Raw genomic sequence first — 17,666 nt, forward strand, 5'->3', positions numbered from 1 at the left:
ACATAGCAACAGATGCCAATAGGCGGCATGATTGACCCCATTGTTGTTACGATGCAGATTACCTGCCCAAACCATATAGGGTCATAGCCCATCTGCATCACAATTGGATAAAATATAGGGAGTGATACGAGGAGAAAGGCAAGGGCATCCATTACGCATCCGCCTATAATATAGCACAACATGATTATCCATAAGAGCACCCAGTTTGGTAACGTAAGAGAGCTAATCATGTTTGCTGCCTCAAAGGGTAACCGTGTGACAGCAAGGAAACGACTGAATATCACAGCGCCGGCAACAATCATGAAGACAAGGCATGAGATGCGGAGCGTGTCCATTACGGATGCAAGAAAACCTTTCCAGGAGAGCTTTCTCCTTATAAGACATAAGACAAGGCCAACTGCACAGCTTGCAGCCGCTGCTTCTGTGGCAGTAACAACGCCTGTAAAAAGGGCATACATGATGATTGCGAAAAGAATAAAAATGTCAAGCAGATCAGGGATAGCCTTTATTCTTTCAAGCCAAGTACTTTTAGGTCCCTTTGGCCCCCAATCGGGATGCCGCCAGCAAATATAAACCACTGTAGCTGCAATGAGAATGGTAAGTATTGCACTTGGTATCACATTTCCAAAGAAGAGCTTTCCTATCGATTGACCTGTGTAAATTCCATACACGACAAGCACTATACTTGGAGGTATAAGAACACCGAGTGTTGCACCTGCGGCAACAGAGCCGGCACTGAGTTGAGGGTGGTAGTTATACTTTTTCATCTCCGGTATCGCGACAGAGCTCATAGTTGCGGCTGTTGCTGTATTGGAGCCGCTTATCGCTGAAAAGATGGCGCATGCCATAATGGTCGTGATCGCTAAACCCCCTTTGTAATGGCCGAACCACTTGTGTGTGGCGCTGTACAGGCTCGTGTTATATCCTCCATAATGGGCGAATTCCCCCACGAGGATGAACATGGGGATCACGGTTAAACCGTAACTTGAGAAGATGTTCCACATATCTGTGCCTATCATTCCGAGAGCCGCTTGCAGGGAGGTCACATAGGTAACCCCCAGGAAACCCACCAGTGCCATGGTAAAAGCAGCGGGTATCTTGAGAAAAAATAAGATTGTGAACATTATGATGATGCCATATACACCTACAATGGGTCCTTCCATGTCTATTTCTCCTCTGCAGTCAACAATGTTCTAAAAAAATCAAGCAAAAGGGTAAAGGATAATACAGCAAACCCAAGGGACACGCTGAATATAAATGGGTGGTAAATGATTTTTAGGGTTTCTGAGACCTCATGAGATTCCCATATTTTCATTCCCCACAGGTATGTCTGCCATGAAATTACAGCAAAAAATATCATAGTGATAAAGTAGTTTATCCCATCAAGCACCCTGTTTACCTTTTTTGGGAACTTCTCTGTCAGTATATCTACAAGGATGTTGGATTTTGTTCTCTGTGTGTAACCCAGGGCAAAGGCAATTACAATGGCACCCAAAAAGGAGACTATCTCATAAGCACCTCTAAAAGGGATATGGAATATTCTTAAAGTGACATTGATTGTGGCAATAGCCATGAGTAAAAGTACCGATATACCACCCAAAATCAGCATGATTTTATTGAGGTAACCTTCAAACTTTTCAAGATACTTCATTATCTCCCTCCGCCGATAGGTAACGTTAGTGTATACTATTTTTCTGACTTAAAAAAGGTGCCCAGGCATCTGAGCACCTTTTTTACACATGTGCTGTTATTTGTAAATCTTCTCGTACTTTGCTTTCAGTGAATACACATCTTTGAGTATCTGATCGCCAGGAAGACCTAAGGCATTCACTTTCTTTACGTATGCACTTATTATAGGATTCAAGAGTTTTGGAATCTCCGCTTTTTCAGAGGCTGAAAGTTCATAGATCTGAAGATTGTATTTCTCTTTTGACCAGGCAAGCGATTCCTGGACATGGTCATCCACATATTTACCTGTCCATTCTGCCTGTTCACGTTTCATATCGTTGAATAATTTTTTTACATCCGCAGGAAGTGAGTTCCATTTGTCTTTATTCATTACAACTGCAAAGGTAACAACCCATAGGTTTGCAATGGTTACATTTGGAGTATAGGCTGCATAGTTAAAATCTTTGAGGACCTCCATTGAAGATACATGTCCCTTCACCACGCCCTTCTGGATTGCTTCCGGTGTATCGGACTGCGGCATAGCGACCGGTATACCGCCTAAGTTTTTTATTATATCTGCCTGTGTACCTCCTACCCTCAACTCCATTCCCTTTAAATCTTTTAGCGATTTTACAGGTGTCTTGGTCATGATATTTGCCGGTGGACATGTGAACATAGTAAGGATTTTTACCTTTTCAAATTCTTTAGCATTGTATTTTTCAACAAGGTCAAGAAGTGCAAGGCTTGCCGCTTTTGCACTTGAAAATCCTACTGGCAGGTCAATGGCCTCTGAAATGGGGAAACGGCCTGGCTGGTAACTCATGGCAAAATTGCCAATATCCGCTTGCCCTGAAATCACACCGTCAAAAATACTTTTGGCAGGAAGCAATGTACCACCCGGAAATGTCTGAACCTTGACCTTTCCATTTGTTCTTTTTTCAACCTCTTTTGCCCATCTCTCCATCTGGACACACGGGAATGTAGGTGCAGGTGGGAAGTTGGCGTACTTGAGTGTTATTGTTGCCTGGCTGTGTGCGTTTTTCGGTATTGAAAGATTAAGGCTGAATAAGAAAGTGATAGCAATAAATATTAATATTAGTCTTTTTAAATCCATACGTATACCCCCTTTTATTGTTTAAGTTTGATCCAAATTATACCACCTTTTTTGATTATCACCTCCCCTTTTTATATTGTATCATAAAAGCTTGTTTGTATACTGTATCCAGTACACTTTCTACTTTATCGTTATGTTTTTGTCAAGAAGTTTTTAGACCATACTTTCCGCTACCCTGTAAGCTTCTATCAGGCCTGATGGATCTGCGACCCCCCTACCTGCTATGTCAAAGCCTGTCCCATGCCCGGGGGAGGTGCGTATAAAAGGTAGTCCTAATGTTATATTCACAGTTTTTCTAAAATCAACAGTTTTCACTGGAATAAGACCTTGATCATGGTACATTGCAATAAAGGCATCACAATCAACCTTATGGAATAGGGTATCTGCAGGAAATGGCCCTTCTGCATGCATGTTTAATGACCTTGCAAGGTCAATTGCTTCTTTAATTATTGCTTCTTCATTGCCAATGAGACCTTGCTCTCCTGCATGAGGGTTAAGCCCGCATACCTTGATATGGGGTTCTTTAATACCAAAATAGGTCTTCAGGGAATTATTGGTGATGGAGATGCATTTAAATATCCTTTCAATGGATAGCAGGCTTTCTACATTTTTAAGCGGGATGTGTATCGTTACAAGGGATACACGCATGCTCCTATTAGCCATCATCATTACATAATCGGTTACGCCGCCATAGTAGGCAAGGAGTTCTGTATGGCCTATAAATTGTATGCCTGCCATATGAATCGATTTTTTATTGATGGGGCATGTGACGATAGCTGAAACTTCCCCTGAACAAACAAGCTTCAACGCCTCTATTATGTATTTGTATGAGGCCTCACCATACCTTGAATCTGATGTGCCAAACCTTATAGTGTTTAATAATCCAAGATCTATGAATTCGGCACCCCCTATATTACCCTCTTTGAATCCTTTAAGGATGAGCTTCTTATCTCCAAACAGACTTTTTGTTAAGTGGTTAATAATACTGATATCGCCGATTAATACAGGGATGCTTTTTTTGCAGATATGTGTCAAGGATTTTAGAATAACTTCCCCGCCAATTCCTGCGGGATCTCCCATTGTTATTGCAATTCTTTTCAGATTTTAACCTCTATGTATGAGGACTTTCTCAGTTTGTCGATATATTCCTTATATCTTTTTTCTGATTCCTCCTGGACGATCCTTTCATGGATTTTATCCTTTAATGTCTCAAAGGTAATGGTACCACCTTTTTTTATTTCGATGAGCTTAAGGATGTGTAACCCATATGGTGTCATCAATACATGGGTATACATGCCTGGCATAATCAGGTTGAGCCCTTGCCTGAGCTCAGGTATAAGCTCTTCTTTTTTGACAAACCCGATATCGCCCCCATGTGAGCCCGAAGGGTCATCAGAGAAATCTTTAGCAACTGTTTCAAATGGTTTTCCTTCTTGTAAGAGTTTATACGCAGCCTGAACTCTCTGCTGGGCATCCTTTCTCTGATTTGATATAAATATTTGCTGTAATTTATACTCTTCTTCTCTGTATTCTTCCGTGTGTTTGCTGTAATACTCCTTCAGGTTATTCTCGGTAACCAGTACCTCGGGCGATATGACGCGGGTCAGGACCTTATTCCGAAGTATACTCATTCTTATACCTTCATAAAAATCCTTATAAATAATATTTTCTTTTTTTAATTGTTCTTTTAATTCTACTTCTGTAATGAGATGTTGTTTTTTTATACCCTCTATAACGTTTTCAACCTCTTTATCAGATATTTCAATTTTTAATTTTTTTGCCTGTTGTTTGATAAGCAATAATTCGATAAACGTATCTATCTTTTCCCTCAATTGTATATTTCTAAAGTATTCGTTGACAGATACGAATCTTCCCTGTTTCTCAACGTGGACGTGCTTTTCTAATTCTTTGAGTGTTATGATGTCATCATTCACAATAGCAATTACTCTATCTACTACCTCACAGTGGGAAAGCGTTGGAAGAAAGAAAGAGAGAATAAAAAAGATTGTTACATAAAGAAAGCTCATTTTTTAGGTAAAGGCGTTTCTGTCTTTTCCGGTTTTTCTTGTTTATCCTGTTTTTCCGGTTTTTCTGCCTTTAACAGTTCTTCATTGATTGTAATTTTGGCAGCTTTTTTCAAATCTTCTATGTATTTTTCTAATATCTCTTTTTGCTTTTCCTGGGATATCTTCTGTTTTATAAAATCCTTTACTTCGTCAAAGGGTACATAAGAAGGTGCCTTCATCCCCTCTAACCTTATTATATGATATCCAAACTGGGTTTTCACAATGCCGCTTATCTGCCCGGCCTTGCTCAGTTTAAAGGCAACCCCTTCGTATTCGGGGAGTAATGTCCCTTTGGGATGGAAACCTATTTCACCCCCTGTTGTTTTTGCATTTGGGTCGATAGAGTATTGTTTTGCCAGCTCCACAAAGTCTTCCCCTTTTAGAAGCCTGCTCTGAATCTGTTTTGCTTCTTCTTCAGTCTTTAAAAGGATGTGTCGGGTATTTATCTCTTTTTCTCTTTTAAAATCTTCTTTATGTGTATCATAATATTTCTTTAAATCCACATCAGTTGTCTTTGAATCAACGTTGATCTTCTTTTTTAATAACGACTCCATTAGAAGCTGTTCCTTTATGTCTGTGAGCTTTTCTTGAAAATCTTTTTCGTTATCCACCTTTTCTTTTTTTGCTTCTCTAAGGAGCAGCCGCTTTACTATTAATCTATCTAAATAACTCTTCTTGCCACTCTCTGTGGCAACCAGCATCTTCATATTTATCGGTATTCTATCAAGTTCTTTATTAAATTCTTCAAGGGTTATCGTATCATTGTCTATCGTAACGAGGACCTTACCCCCCTCTTTCTTTGAACACGAAAAAATAAATAAGACTATTAATAGAAAGATAACGAATTTTTTCATTCATTCACCTCATTTTTTTGTCGTAAGCATTCAGTGGCTAGCTTTCATTAATAACAGTCAAGGCTGTTAGGTTTACAAGCTATAAAAAACCGAGGGCTAATCGCTAACAGCTGAACGCCTATTATTCTGTTATATCATATAGAAATAATGTCCATCAATATATTTTTTGTTAAACTGATAAGTTCTTTTGCCTTTTTATCGGTTTGCATAATAATCTTCCCATCTGGTAGTAGTTTTATCTTGTCTTGATTCTCTTTTACAAGTTTTAAGATTCTTTTCATATTTATGGGCGTATAGTCCGTCACATGCACGATTATTTGTTTTGCTGAATGCTCCAGCCTTCTGATTTTTGCCCTTGTTAAAAGGCATTTTAATGATATAATTTCCAACAAATTTTTTAAGGGTTCAGGAATAATACCATACCGGTCTTTCAACTCCTCTTCTATCTCTTTCAGCTCTGTTTCATCCCTGACCCTTGAAAGTCTTTTGTAGGTGAGGAGTTTCTGAGTCGGGTCTTCAATATATGCATCTGGGATAAAGGCATCAATCGGTATATTGATTTCGGTTACAATTTCTTCCTCTTTTGGCTCTTCTTTGCTTTTTAATTTCTTGATGGCCTCTTCGAGCATGCTACAGTATAATTCAAATCCAATAAGGTTAATATTGCCCGACTGTTCCTTGCCGAGTAAGTTACCGGCACCTCTTATTTCGAGGTCATAGTTTGCTATATGAAAACCTGACCCGAGCTCAGTCATTTCTTCAATGATCTTTAATCTCATCATTGCATCTCTGGTAAGGACTTCATCTTTTGGGACAAGAAGGTAGGCGTAGGCCTGTTTAATGCTTCTTCCCACTCTGCCCCTGAGCTGGTACAGATCGGCGAGGCCCAATTTGTGTGCATTATTGATAAATATTGTATTCACATTTGGAATATCCAGACCAGATTCAATAATATTTGTTGAGAGCAGCACATCGTACTTCTTGTCTATGAAATCCAGCATGATCTTTTCCAGTTGTTTTTCTTTTGTCCTTCCATGGGCAATTGCAATCCTTATATCCGGAAGAAGTTTCTTTAAATGTTCATATACAACGCCTATGTTGTGGATATAATTATGTACAAAGAATACCTGGCCGCCTCTTTGCAATTCATCCACGATGCCTTTTTTTATGAGTTCATCCTTAAATTTGACAACGAATGTTTTTACTGCAAGCCTGTCAAGGGGGGGTGTGTTTATAATGCTTAGATCTTTTATGCCTGTTGTTGCCATATATAGTGTTCTCGGAATAGGTGTTGCACTTAATGTGAGGACATCCACACCTTTTTTAAGAAGCTTTAACCTTTCTTTATGTTTTACGCCAAATCTGTGTTCCTCATCAATTATAAGTAGTCCAAGATCTTTAAAGCATAAATCCTTTTGCAGAAGTCTATGGGTGCCAATTACAATATCTATTGTTCCTTTTTTTAATGCTTCTATAATCATTTTCTGTTCATCTTTTGACCTGAATCTGCTTAACATTTCAATGTTCATAGGATAGTCCCTTAACCTGTCTGTGAAAGTTTTATAGTGTTGCTGTGCAAGGATGGTGGTTGGGACAAGTAACGCTACCTGCTTACTATCCATTGCTGCCTTAAATGATGCCCTGAGTGCTACCTCTGTTTTTCCAAAACCCACATCTCCACATATAACTCTATCCATGGGTTTTTTACCCTTAAGGTCGTTTACTACATCTTCAATTGCCTGTAACTGGCCTTCTGTCTCCTCATATTCAAAACTCGATTCCATTTCTCTGAATAGCTCATCTTCAGGAGGATAGCTATAACCTGTTGTCAATTCTCTTTCTGCATATATTTCAAGAAGTTCTTGTGCGATGTCTTCCACATGCCTTTTTACCTTGTTTTTTGTGTTCCTCCAGAATTGTGAACCGAGTTTGTCTATTTTTGGCTTATACCTTTCGCCCCCAATAAATTTTTGAACGAGGTGCAGGTCATCAATAGGCACGTAAAGCTTATCTCTATCCTGATACTCAATTAAAAGAAAATCCTTTGTATATCCATCTATCTTTAATTCCGTAATTCCTTTATAAATTCCAATCCCATGTTCTATATGGACAACCCATTCACCGACATTCAGGTCTTTAAAGGAGTTGAGAAACTCGTCAAAACCATCCCACTTCTTTTTCACTACCCTTTTTTTGGGCCCCACAATGTCTTCTTCTGTAAGCACAATAACATTATCAGTTCGAAATCCTCTGCGTAATGGTCCGACAACAATGCCCCACTCTTTTTCCTTATCTAAAAATGATATTTCTTTAAGTATAGGAAGGGAGACATCGTAGTTTTTAAAGATTTCCTGTAACCTTTCTCCCTGATGTTGGCTACTGGCGAATACATAAATATATTCCCATACACTCCACTCTTTCTTCATTTTCTCTGAGAGCGTTTTGAATATTTCTGTTCTTTTTATTTCGAAAAGGTGTCTTAAGTCCTCATTGGATAATGCTTCGATTGTTTTGCCTTCCTCTTCCCCTTTTACTCCTGAAATATCTATATTTAAGTTTGAACGTATTTTTCTTTTAAGGTTTTCTAAATGAGACCCGTCTTCAACATCCTCAATTTCTTGTGCGACGTAATTAACCCCTTTATGGACGAGAACCATGTTTTCGTTTATATAATCCAGTATTGTGGTATTTTCACCTGAGAGTGTTTTCGCAGGCGTGAGATTGCATAGTTCTATTTCCTTGCTTGACCTTTGTGTCGAGGGGTCAAAAAAACGGATAGATAACACCTGGTCGCCGAGAAGTTCTAATCTTATCGGTTTGTTATAGGAGGGAGAGAATATATCAATAATGCTTCCTCTTTTTGCATAATCACCCTCTTCTCTTACCAGCGCAGTCAGTTCATACCCTGAATTTTCAAGATAGCTTACGAGTTCTTCCTGAAAGATTGTGTCACCAAATTTAATCTCCTTAATGTTGTTCAATATTGTATTCTGTCCGATTAAAGGATGTCTTATTCCATTATATGGATAAATACCGATGAACACATCGTCAGAGATCAGGTGATAGAGAAAGCTTATCCTTTTTACCTCGTCTTCTTTTTCAAACACCCTGTTTGCATAGATTGGGAAGAGGTACACAGTTCTTTTAGAGAAAAATTCTATCTCTTCTTTAAACAGTAATGCTTCATCCTCTGTTTCATAAAAGATTATGGTTTTCCTATTAATATTTGAGAGTAGAAAGGATATGAAAGAACCTATCTTCCCGGTAATGTAGATAAAACCTGTTTTTTGAAAATTGTACATAATTTTCCCACCCTCCCCTTTGTAAGGTTGATCGGAGGGCTCCTATCAAATCTCAGGGGGCTGGCAGTATTAAGATGTTTTTATTATATTCTTTTAGTACAAGGTTTAAAAAGGTATTTTTTGGTTTGTTTTTTTCACTTAAAATCTCTTTCAATCTTGTAGGGCCCATATTATATGCGTGGAGCGCCATGTTGATGTTATCAAAGTCTTCCATGAGTTTGGAGAAGAAATGAACACCTATTTTTATATTAGTATCAGGTTCGTTAAGGGTTTTTGCACCACCCCATTTTATCCCTACATCCTTGGCGATAAATTTTGCAAGGGAGGGTTTTATCTGTAGAAGCCCCCTTGCTCCTCTTGGAGACACCATATTATTCCTGAAATTGCTCTCAACCTTCATCATTGCAAGTACGAGTCTATAGTCTACTCCGTACAGTTTAGATTCTTCATACACAATTTGTGCAATGGTTTTTAGTTCATCTTCCTCTAATCTTACATTTTCGTCTTTTATATATTGGGTAATTTGACTAACGGCCCTTTCCTTTTTGACCTTGTCTGAGGGGAAAACCTTGGTATAGGTGTAGTGGGCACATGTAAAACAGAGCATCACCATAAGGGAAATGAATAAAATTGTTAATCTGTTACGAAAAGTCATTTGTGTATTTAAATACAACAGCTTGATGAAGATGTCAACCTTTTAATCTGAAGATGGTAACCTTATAGTCCTCTCCCCCTTCTTCAACAGAATACTGAATATTCTTTCTATTACTTAAAAGACGTTTTATGTTTTCCAGTGCTACCTTTGTATCGATAAGAACTTCCATGGTATCGAATGAAGGGTCTTCTATCGCTTTTTTGGTTTCAAATACAGGCTGTGGGCAAGAAAGCCCCCTCAGATCAAGGTATGTTTTATCCATTCTCGTCTCCTTCCTATGCTATTTTTTTCTAATAAGAAATCCCGTGGCTATGCAAAACAATAAACCTGCCACTACCGCAAATGGGCTCCAGAGTGCAATGCCAGCAGGTGAGGCGGCTATAGCAAAGTTGTGTGCGAAGCCTGCACCAACAATCATGCCAATGACAAAAACACCGGCGTCTGTGTCGCCTTCACCGGACATGAAAAGTTGCCTTCCCGGACAGCCACCGGCCAGTGCATAGGCGAGGCCAGATAGTACCATGCTGAGAAAATTCCATGCCTGGTTTGTATGGGCAATAGGCTGGCCTGTAAAGCCTGGATGAAATTGGCCGAGGACAAGGTTGGAAAAAAAGGCAAACAGGATAAGACCGATAACACCGCTTGCAAGGTGAAAATCCCTCAGGATTATTATATCCCTTATTGCCCCCATGGTGCAGAACCTTGTTCGCTGAGCAAAGATGCCGATCAAAAAGGCTGCAGAGAAGGAAAATATTATAGGTGCGTGTTGGGAGCCTGGACCTTTAATGCTAAAAAATGGTGCCACGTTTGCTGAGCCGGGGTTAATGAGCAAGAGCAGGAGCAGGGCAAACATTAAAATGGGCATGAACAGACCCGAAAATCTGTATGCAGGGTAGTTTCTTCCAAGGGTGTAACCATTTTTTATAAACTGAACGCCTGCATATATACCAACAATCAAACCGGCAATGCCGCTTACTGCATTCCAGTCTCCACCTGCAAGCCGGAGCAGTGCCCTCCACGGACAGCCAAGGAAGACAAGGGCACCAAACATAGCGAAAAAACCGAGGAAGAACCGCACGAAGGGGAGAGAACCGCCCCTCGGCTTGAATTCCCTGAAAATGAGGCTCGACACGAATGAGCCCAGGACAAAGGCGAGGATCTCGGGCCTTATATACTGGACGACCGCTGCCCGGTGGAACCCCAGACCCCCTGCAATATCCCTCTCAAAACAGGCAACACATATCCCCATATTTGCAGGGTTGCCAAATTTCTGGAGAAGGGTGGCAACAATACCTATAAAGATACCACATGAGATTATTTTCCAGTGATTTTTAAAAAATTCCATAGAACCTCCATGCTTAGGAATTAGCAACCAGTTATTTGTTATTCCGTCTTTCTTGTCTATTTTGTCTGTTTGGTTACAAACCACGGCAACGAGATAGACCAAAAAGACCAGATAGACTAATCATTGATGCTTCAATGATTCATTTTTAAATTTATTTCAGCTGTTTGTCCAATTGAAATTAAGAATGAAAGGTTTCTGATTTATCCGATAAATTTATAACCCTTGATTACAAAGAGGATTCCAAAAACTATCAGAAATAGACTGCATACAAGTAAGATTGCCTTGATAACCTTTGTATTTGCATATCTTCCTCCGAACTGAATCCCGTATGAGACAAAACTATACCACACGAGGTCTGAGAGTATATGTCCCATAAAGAAGGCAAGAACACCCCTGATGCCGAGCTCTTTTGCAAACATTACATAACCCATACCTATTGTAATCCACCATATAAACCAGTAAGGGTTAGAGAGGCTTACTACTATACCTGAAAATACAGGATGGATACCCTGACGCTTCTCGGTTGGTGTAACAGATAGTGTATAACCTTTCAGGCCTTTTATCGTGCTATAACCCATGTATATCAATATTATTCCGCCAATGAAGGCGATAACAGAAAATAGGACTTTATTATTGAGGATATTACCGAGGCCGAATACTATTATGAGCAGTAATGCAAACTCAAGGATGCCATGCCCGAGAACAACCATTGGCCCAACTATGCCACCCCTTTTTGCTGACTCGCTTATTGTGATTGTGAGGAGTGGACCTGGAGCCATTGCCCCGGTCAATCCTAAAATAAATCCCACGGAGAAAAGGCTAAATAAACTCATATCCTGTTCATAGATAACCGTTCACGGTTACGGTATTTATATACCATAATTTGCTAAAAGAAATCTGTTTTCTATGCTGCAAATAAAATTTATTCACAACAGTATGATTTTTTGTTAATATCCCTATATGGGTTTTGTTGTAGATATAAATTGCGATATGGGTGAGTCCTTCGGGACTTACAAAATAGGAAATGATGAAGAGGTAATCAAATATATTACATCTTCTAATATCGCCTGTGGTTTTCATGCCTCTGACCCGGATGTGATGGAAAAGACGGTAAATTTATGTAAAGAGCACAATGTAATGGTCGGGGCACACCCCGGTTATCCTGATATGCTGGGTTTTGGCAGAAGGTTTATGGATTTAAGCGAAAAAGAGCTTATAAACTCAGTGATATATCAGATTGGAGCATTAAAGGGATTTCTTGGCTTATCCGGGATGCCATTACAGCATGTCAAGCTCCATGGTGCCCTCTACAATTTTTTGGTTAATGAAGAGAAGTTATTTTTAAACATTGTAGCCTCTATCAGGAAGGCATTTGGAAATATTGTGTTCGTAACGCTTGGTACTAAAAGAAGCGCTGAGTTAAAAAAAACCTGTAAGGACAAAGGAATAAGACTTGCCCTGGAAGCATTCCCAGATAGAATGTATACAGATGAAGGAGAACTTCTCCCCAGGAAACACAAAGAAGCAGTATTAAAAAATCCAGATATTATTGCAAAAAGGGCAATCAAAATGGTGAGAGAAAGAGGTATTAAGAGTGTAAACAATCGCTGGATTGAAATGGATATTGATACTATGTGTATCCATGGAGACAATATGGAAAGTATAGAGGGCGTTAAAAAAATCCGTGAGTATGCTGCGAATGAGCGAATTGAGATAAAGCCTTTGTGTGATTTTATTTAGCAGATGAACCTTTATAGGTATGGCGAAAGCGGGATCCGGATAGTTTTTGGCAATTCAATTGACCTTGAGACTCATGAAAAGGTCAGGCGATATTATTATTTTCTTAAATCCCTCCGTCTAAAAGAGTTTATAGACATAATTCCTTCGTTTAATTCATGTGTTATCAATTTCAACAATAACGCCATTTCGTTTGAGAATATCGTATCTTTAATAACTGAAAGGCATGGGGAACTTGATGCTATTGAAATTCCTCAACCTGCCCAACACGAAATTCCTGTCATGTACGGCGGGGAATGCGGGCCCGACATGGAGTTTGTTTGCGAGTATTCAGGGCTTTCAGATAATGAGGTGATTGAAATTCATACATCCGTAATATATACGGTTTTTACAGTGGGTTTTATGCCCGGATTCCCCTATCTCGGCACGCTTGATAAGCGGTTGTATGCACCGAGGCTCGAGACCCCACGTTTGAAGGTTCCGGAAGGCTCTGTTGGACTTGCACAACTTCAAACAGGTATATACCCATTTGAATCTCCTGCGGGATGGAGGATTATAGGGAAAACCGACAAAAAGCTCTTTGATTATAAAAAGGAGCCTTACAGCTTGCTCCAAATTGGCGACAAGGTAAGGTTTATCAAAATATGATAGAAATTTTTAATCCTGGATGGCTTGCCATAATAGTTGATAACGGAAGATACGGGTATGGCGATATTGGCGTTCCTCCATCTTCTGCCCTGGATAATTTTGCATACAGCACTCTGAATTACCTTACCGGAAATCACACGGATTCTCCTGTGATGGAGGTTATGGGCAGCGGTTTTGCCATCATGTTTGATGTGGATATTACATGTGCCATTACAGGCGCAAAAGTTTCAGCATATATCAACGATGTGCCTTTGAAATCATGGACATCTTTTAAGGCAACAAAAGGCAGCATATTAAGGGTAAAAGAAGTAACAGAGGGGTTGAGGTACTATGTAGGTTTTTCAGGGGACATGGTATTAGAAAAGGCAATAGAGAGCTTTTCAACAAATCTGGAATGCAGGTTTGGCGGATATAAGGGGAGACCCCTTATGAAAGGCGATATCATTGAGTTTAATAATGTCAGGATTGAAGAGGAAAATGCTGTGGCTGAAAGGTACATACCATCCATGAACCCGCCTCATCTGTTGAGAACTACAGAAGGGCCTGAAATAGGACATTTTACGCCCAACTCTCTGGAAGACTTTTTAAAAAACCACAGTGAAAACACTTACTCGGTTTCTACAAAATTAAACAGAACAGGAATCAGGCTGGAAGGTAAACCATTGTTGTTCAGGGAGAAAGTCGACAAAAGCATTATTTCTGAAGGGATACTGCCGGGTACTATTCAGATACCGGGTGACGGGCAACCCATTATCATGCTTTATGAAAGGTCTGTGGGGGGTTACGCAAGGATTGCAACAGTTGCCAGGATTGATATAGACATGCTTGCCCATCTGAAGCCCAAGGATAAAGTATTGTTTCAGATGTTAGGCATAGAACAGGCAGAAACATTATGGGTGAAAAAAAAGAGAAAATATTTGATGACATACTTTGGGTGAATTGATTATAATTGGGTGAATTGATTATAATATGTACAGTTTTATCTTAAGGAGGAGGTTTATTATGTTAAAAAACAGTAAGTCGCTTTTGGTGTTTTTTCTGATGTTTTTGTCCTTTTTATTAATCACCACGAGTCTCTATGCTGCCGAGAAAGAGATTAAGATTGGTGTTCTTTATCCCTTGTCCGGCGCTGCTGCAACAATCGGCAGGGATCTACAGCAGGCCGCAGAATTGACCGCAGACATAATCAACAATAAAACCCCTGGCGTAGATATCCCGATGGCACAATGGGGAGGAATTCCGAACCTCGGTGGAGCAAAGATAAAATTGATATTTGTTGACCACCGGGGAGAGCCTGACCGTGGCGCAGATTTAGCAAAACGCCTTATTCTTGATGATAAGGTTGTGGGATTGATGGGCGCTTACCACAGCTCGGTGACAAAGACCGTAAGCGCAGTGGCAGAAAGATATGGCATCCCCATGATTAATGATTCATCCACATCGCCTGATCTCACAAAGAGGGGTTTTAAGTGGTTCTGGCGTACAACACCTCACGACGAATACTTTAACAAGGACCTGTTCGAGCTTCTTAAAGGGCTAACAGAAGGCAAAGTAAAAGGCGTAAAGGCAGTTCCAAAGGACCAACTTAAAAACCTTACATACGCCTGCGAGAATACCGAATGGGGTTCAAGCGTTGCAAAATCATTGGAGAGCTATGCAAAAGAGTATGGTTTCAATATTGTCAAGGGAATACTTTACAACGCCAACTCCCCTGATTTGACATCAGAAGCAAAGACCCTTATTGCTACCAAGCCGGGTGCAATACTTTTTGCTTCTTATCTGTCTGACTCCCTTCTCATGATCAGAACACTGAAAGGGATGAAGGCACAGACCAAGTTTTTCTGGGGACAGGATGCTGGCTTTGAGATGGCTGACTTTGCAAAAACATTAGGAGCCGATACCAATGGAGTATTAACAAGAACTGTCTTTATCGCCAAGCTGACAAAGGTGAAAAAGGTCGCTGGTCAGGTTAATGCGCTTTATAAAAAGAAATATGGCGATGACCTAACGGGCGCAACAGCAAGGTCTGTTGTCGGTATCCAGACATGGGCATATGTTCTGAACAAAGCTGGCAGCATCGACCCAAAGGCAATTCAGAAGGCATGCAATGAGATTAATATCCCGGCAAATGAACTCGTAATGCCATGGGCAGGGGTCAAATTTGATTCTACAGGTCAGAACATCCTTGGCAGGGGTTTAATTGGACAGTACCAGAAAACAAAAGACGGGAAGATAGACCTTGAGATTGTTTATCCTTTTGAGCTTGCAACGGCCAACTTTATCTATCCATTCCCGGGGTGGAAGTAAAGGATAAGTTTACAGGGAATAGGGTTCAGGGTTTATTAGCCCTGACACCCAATCCCTGAACCCAGAATCCTTTTTAATAAAGACAGGCTAAGATATGTTTGTTATTGATGCGTTGCTTCAGGGAATTCTGATGGGCCTACTTTTTGCGCTGGTTGCCCTTGGGCTTACAATTATTTTTGGCGTGATGAATATAGTCAATTTTGCCCACGGTGAATTCCTGATGATTGGTATGTACACCACTTACTGGGCAAGCCTTATCTTTGATATAGACCCGCTCTTAACGATTCCCATGGCCGCTCTCGTAGGTATATTGCTCGGGCTGGCAACCTATTACGGGCTGATTAAGCATCTTTTACGGGGACCGGCTATAGCTCAGCTATGTGGCACTTTTGGTTTGATGCTCTTCCTGAGGTATCTTGTTCAGTTCCTGTTCGGAATTGATTACCGTATTATCCAGAAGGGGCTGCTCATAGGAAAAAGTCTCTCTATAGGACCCTTCATCTTTGACTGGACAAAACTTTCAGCAGCAATATTAAGCCTCATATCGTTTGCCTTTGTATACTATTTCCTTCATAAAACAAAAATGGGAAAGGCGCTACAGGCAACATCCCTCAATAGGGAAGCCGCCTCTTACATGGGCATTAAAACAGACCAGATGAATGCAATTGCATGGGCTATTGGGGGTGGAACAGTTGGCGTTGCAGGAGGATTGCTTGCAAACTTCTATTACATATACCCGACTATAGGCCTCCTTTTTGTAATGATTGCTTTTGCCTGTGTTGCGATGGGTGGTTTTGGGAGTATTAAAGGGGTATTTTTTGCAGGTATCCTTGTCGGTATCATAGAAATGTTATTCCCGGTATTCGGTCAACTAATCGGCTCGGAATTTCTGGGCCCCCATTTTAAATTTACGCTTGTATATTTCGCATATTTTGTCGTTGTTGTATTCAGGCCCCAGGGATTGTTTGGATGGAAACAATAAAAGACGCTCTTGATTTCAGAGATTTTTCAAAGGCTGAGAAAATTGGTTTTTTAATCTTTACAATTTTTCTTCTTATTTTTCCTTTGCTTGGCGCGGGCTCGTTCGTCAAAGCGGTAATGATACAGTTTCTTCTATTTTCCCTTTTTGGCATGGGGTGGAATACGATAGGCGGCTACGGCGGACAGGTAGAACTCGGTAAAGCACAGTATGTGGGAATTGGAGCATATACGGTTGCCCTTTTGATGGTCTGGTGGAAAATCCCATTCTGGTTTTCCATGCCACTCGGGGTACTGATTGCTATTGGATATTCATTTATTATCGGGTATCCCCTTTTCCGGCTTAAAGGTCACTATTTTGCTATTGCAACTATATGTACATCCCTCGTGCTACAGGACATTTTTATCAACTGGAAACTGGTTGGCGCTGCAAAGGGTATAGAGCTTCCCATACGTGAACATCCGGATTTCCTGTATATGCAGTTTAAATCGGATACCTATTATTACTATTTCATCATGGCATTTTTTTATGTTGCTATTTTTTACATGAACCGGTTTCGTAAATCAAAGCTCGGTTACCAGTTAAGGATGATTAAGGATGATGAAGACGCCGCTGAAAGTCTGGGCATTGATGCCAGGTGGTGCAAGATTAAGGCCTATACCATTGCCTCTGCCTTTGTAGCTGTGGGTGGCGGATTTATGGCTGTGTATAACCTTTACATAGACCCTTACTCTGTCATGGATTTAGACCTTTCAATCAAGATTGCCCTTATGGCGATGCTTGGAGGACCAGCATCACTCTGGGGGCCAATCATAGGCGCAGCCTTTCTTGTTCCACTTGACCGTTTTCTCGGTAGCTGGCTTGGTGGACACAAGGGTCTGATAGGTGTGGATTTCATGATTTATTCAATGCTCATCATGGTGGTTTCTGCTTATCAACCCCGGGGCATCTGGGGTATCATAGAGCAGTTCAGAAAAAGGGGTAAATAGAT

At 40.4% G+C, this 17,666-nt stretch carries 17 protein-coding genes; 6 read left to right on the forward strand and 11 right to left on the reverse strand.

Going from position 1 to position 17,666, the window contains the following annotated elements; genetic code table 11:
* The 11 genes from NTU69_01870 to NTU69_01920 form a co-directional block, all read right to left on the reverse strand.
* On the reverse strand, window positions 1–1,163 hold a 1,163-nt coding region (locus tag NTU69_01870; GenBank protein ID MCX5802274.1), incomplete at its 3' end, for a TRAP transporter large permease.
* A gap of 2 nt (window positions 1,164–1,165) precedes the next feature.
* Window positions 1,166–1,651: a TRAP transporter small permease gene (locus tag NTU69_01875; protein MCX5802275.1), complete on the reverse strand. Its 486-nt coding sequence runs from the start codon at window positions 1,649–1,651 to the stop codon at window positions 1,166–1,168.
* A gap of 96 nt (window positions 1,652–1,747) precedes the next feature.
* On the reverse strand, window positions 1,748–2,782 hold the full coding sequence (locus NTU69_01880) for a TRAP transporter substrate-binding protein (GenBank protein ID MCX5802276.1): 1,035 nt from the start codon (window positions 2,780–2,782) through the stop codon (window positions 1,748–1,750).
* Window positions 2,783–2,935: 153 nt separating this feature from the next.
* Window positions 2,936–3,868, reverse strand: coding sequence for a 4-hydroxythreonine-4-phosphate dehydrogenase PdxA (gene pdxA / locus NTU69_01885; GenBank protein ID MCX5802277.1), 933 nt, complete (start codon window positions 3,866–3,868; stop codon window positions 2,936–2,938).
* A gap of 11 nt (window positions 3,869–3,879) precedes the next feature.
* Window positions 3,880–4,809, reverse strand: a complete 930-nt coding sequence (locus NTU69_01890) for a peptidylprolyl isomerase (protein ID MCX5802278.1) — start codon at window positions 4,807–4,809, stop codon at window positions 3,880–3,882.
* Window positions 4,806–5,702 (reverse strand): peptidylprolyl isomerase, encoded by an 897-nt coding sequence (locus NTU69_01895; protein MCX5802279.1) that lies wholly within the window; start codon window positions 5,700–5,702, stop codon window positions 4,806–4,808. Before NTU69_01895 ends, NTU69_01890 begins: the two co-directional genes overlap by 4 nt.
* A 134-nt stretch (window positions 5,703–5,836) precedes the next feature.
* Window positions 5,837–9,004 (reverse strand): transcription-repair coupling factor, encoded by a 3,168-nt coding sequence (mfd, locus tag NTU69_01900; protein MCX5802280.1) that lies wholly within the window; start codon window positions 9,002–9,004, stop codon window positions 5,837–5,839.
* A 52-nt stretch (window positions 9,005–9,056) separates the two neighbouring features.
* On the reverse strand, window positions 9,057–9,659 hold the full coding sequence (locus tag NTU69_01905; protein ID MCX5802281.1) for a lytic transglycosylase domain-containing protein: 603 nt from the start codon (window positions 9,657–9,659) through the stop codon (window positions 9,057–9,059).
* Window positions 9,660–9,693: 34 nt separating this feature from the next.
* Window positions 9,694–9,921, reverse strand: a complete 228-nt coding sequence (locus tag NTU69_01910; protein ID MCX5802282.1) for a sulfurtransferase TusA family protein — start codon at window positions 9,919–9,921, stop codon at window positions 9,694–9,696.
* Window positions 9,922–9,939: 18 nt separating this feature from the next.
* Window positions 9,940–11,004: a YedE family putative selenium transporter gene (gene yedE, locus NTU69_01915; GenBank protein MCX5802283.1), complete on the reverse strand. Its 1,065-nt coding sequence runs from the start codon at window positions 11,002–11,004 to the stop codon at window positions 9,940–9,942.
* A gap of 200 nt (window positions 11,005–11,204) precedes the next feature.
* Entirely contained in the window at window positions 11,205–11,813 is a 609-nt protein-coding gene (locus NTU69_01920) for a LysE family transporter (protein MCX5802284.1), read from the reverse strand.
* Window positions 11,814–11,964: 151 nt separating this feature from the next.
* Between NTU69_01920 and NTU69_01925 the strand changes: the two genes are divergently transcribed.
* The 6 genes from NTU69_01925 to NTU69_01950 all read left to right on the forward strand — a co-directional run bounded on the left by NTU69_01925 (window position 11,965) and on the right by NTU69_01950 (window position 17,664).
* A complete protein-coding gene (locus NTU69_01925; GenBank protein ID MCX5802285.1) occupies window positions 11,965–12,744 on the forward strand; it encodes a LamB/YcsF family protein in 780 nt (259 codons plus the stop codon).
* A 3-nt stretch (window positions 12,745–12,747) separates the two neighbouring features.
* Complete coding sequence (pxpB, locus tag NTU69_01930) at window positions 12,748–13,389, forward strand: 5-oxoprolinase subunit PxpB (protein MCX5802286.1); 642 nt, start codon at window positions 12,748–12,750, stop codon at window positions 13,387–13,389.
* Window positions 13,386–14,327, forward strand: a complete 942-nt coding sequence (locus tag NTU69_01935) for a biotin-dependent carboxyltransferase family protein (GenBank protein ID MCX5802287.1) — start codon at window positions 13,386–13,388, stop codon at window positions 14,325–14,327. Before pxpB ends, NTU69_01935 begins: the two co-directional genes overlap by 4 nt.
* A gap of 64 nt (window positions 14,328–14,391) precedes the next feature.
* Window positions 14,392–15,696 (forward strand): ABC transporter substrate-binding protein, encoded by a 1,305-nt coding sequence (locus NTU69_01940; GenBank protein ID MCX5802288.1) that lies wholly within the window; start codon window positions 14,392–14,394, stop codon window positions 15,694–15,696.
* A gap of 94 nt (window positions 15,697–15,790) precedes the next feature.
* Complete coding sequence (locus NTU69_01945) at window positions 15,791–16,678, forward strand: branched-chain amino acid ABC transporter permease (GenBank protein MCX5802289.1); 888 nt, start codon at window positions 15,791–15,793, stop codon at window positions 16,676–16,678.
* A complete protein-coding gene (locus tag NTU69_01950; GenBank protein MCX5802290.1) occupies window positions 16,666–17,664 on the forward strand; it encodes a branched-chain amino acid ABC transporter permease in 999 nt (332 codons plus the stop codon). The genes NTU69_01945 and NTU69_01950 overlap by 13 nt, the downstream gene beginning before the upstream one ends.
* The last annotated feature ends 2 nt before the right edge of the window (window positions 17,665–17,666 follow it).

This window comes from Pseudomonadota bacterium (assembly GCA_026388215.1).
Lineage (GTDB): Bacteria > Desulfobacterota > Syntrophorhabdia > Syntrophorhabdales > Syntrophorhabdaceae > JAPLKF01.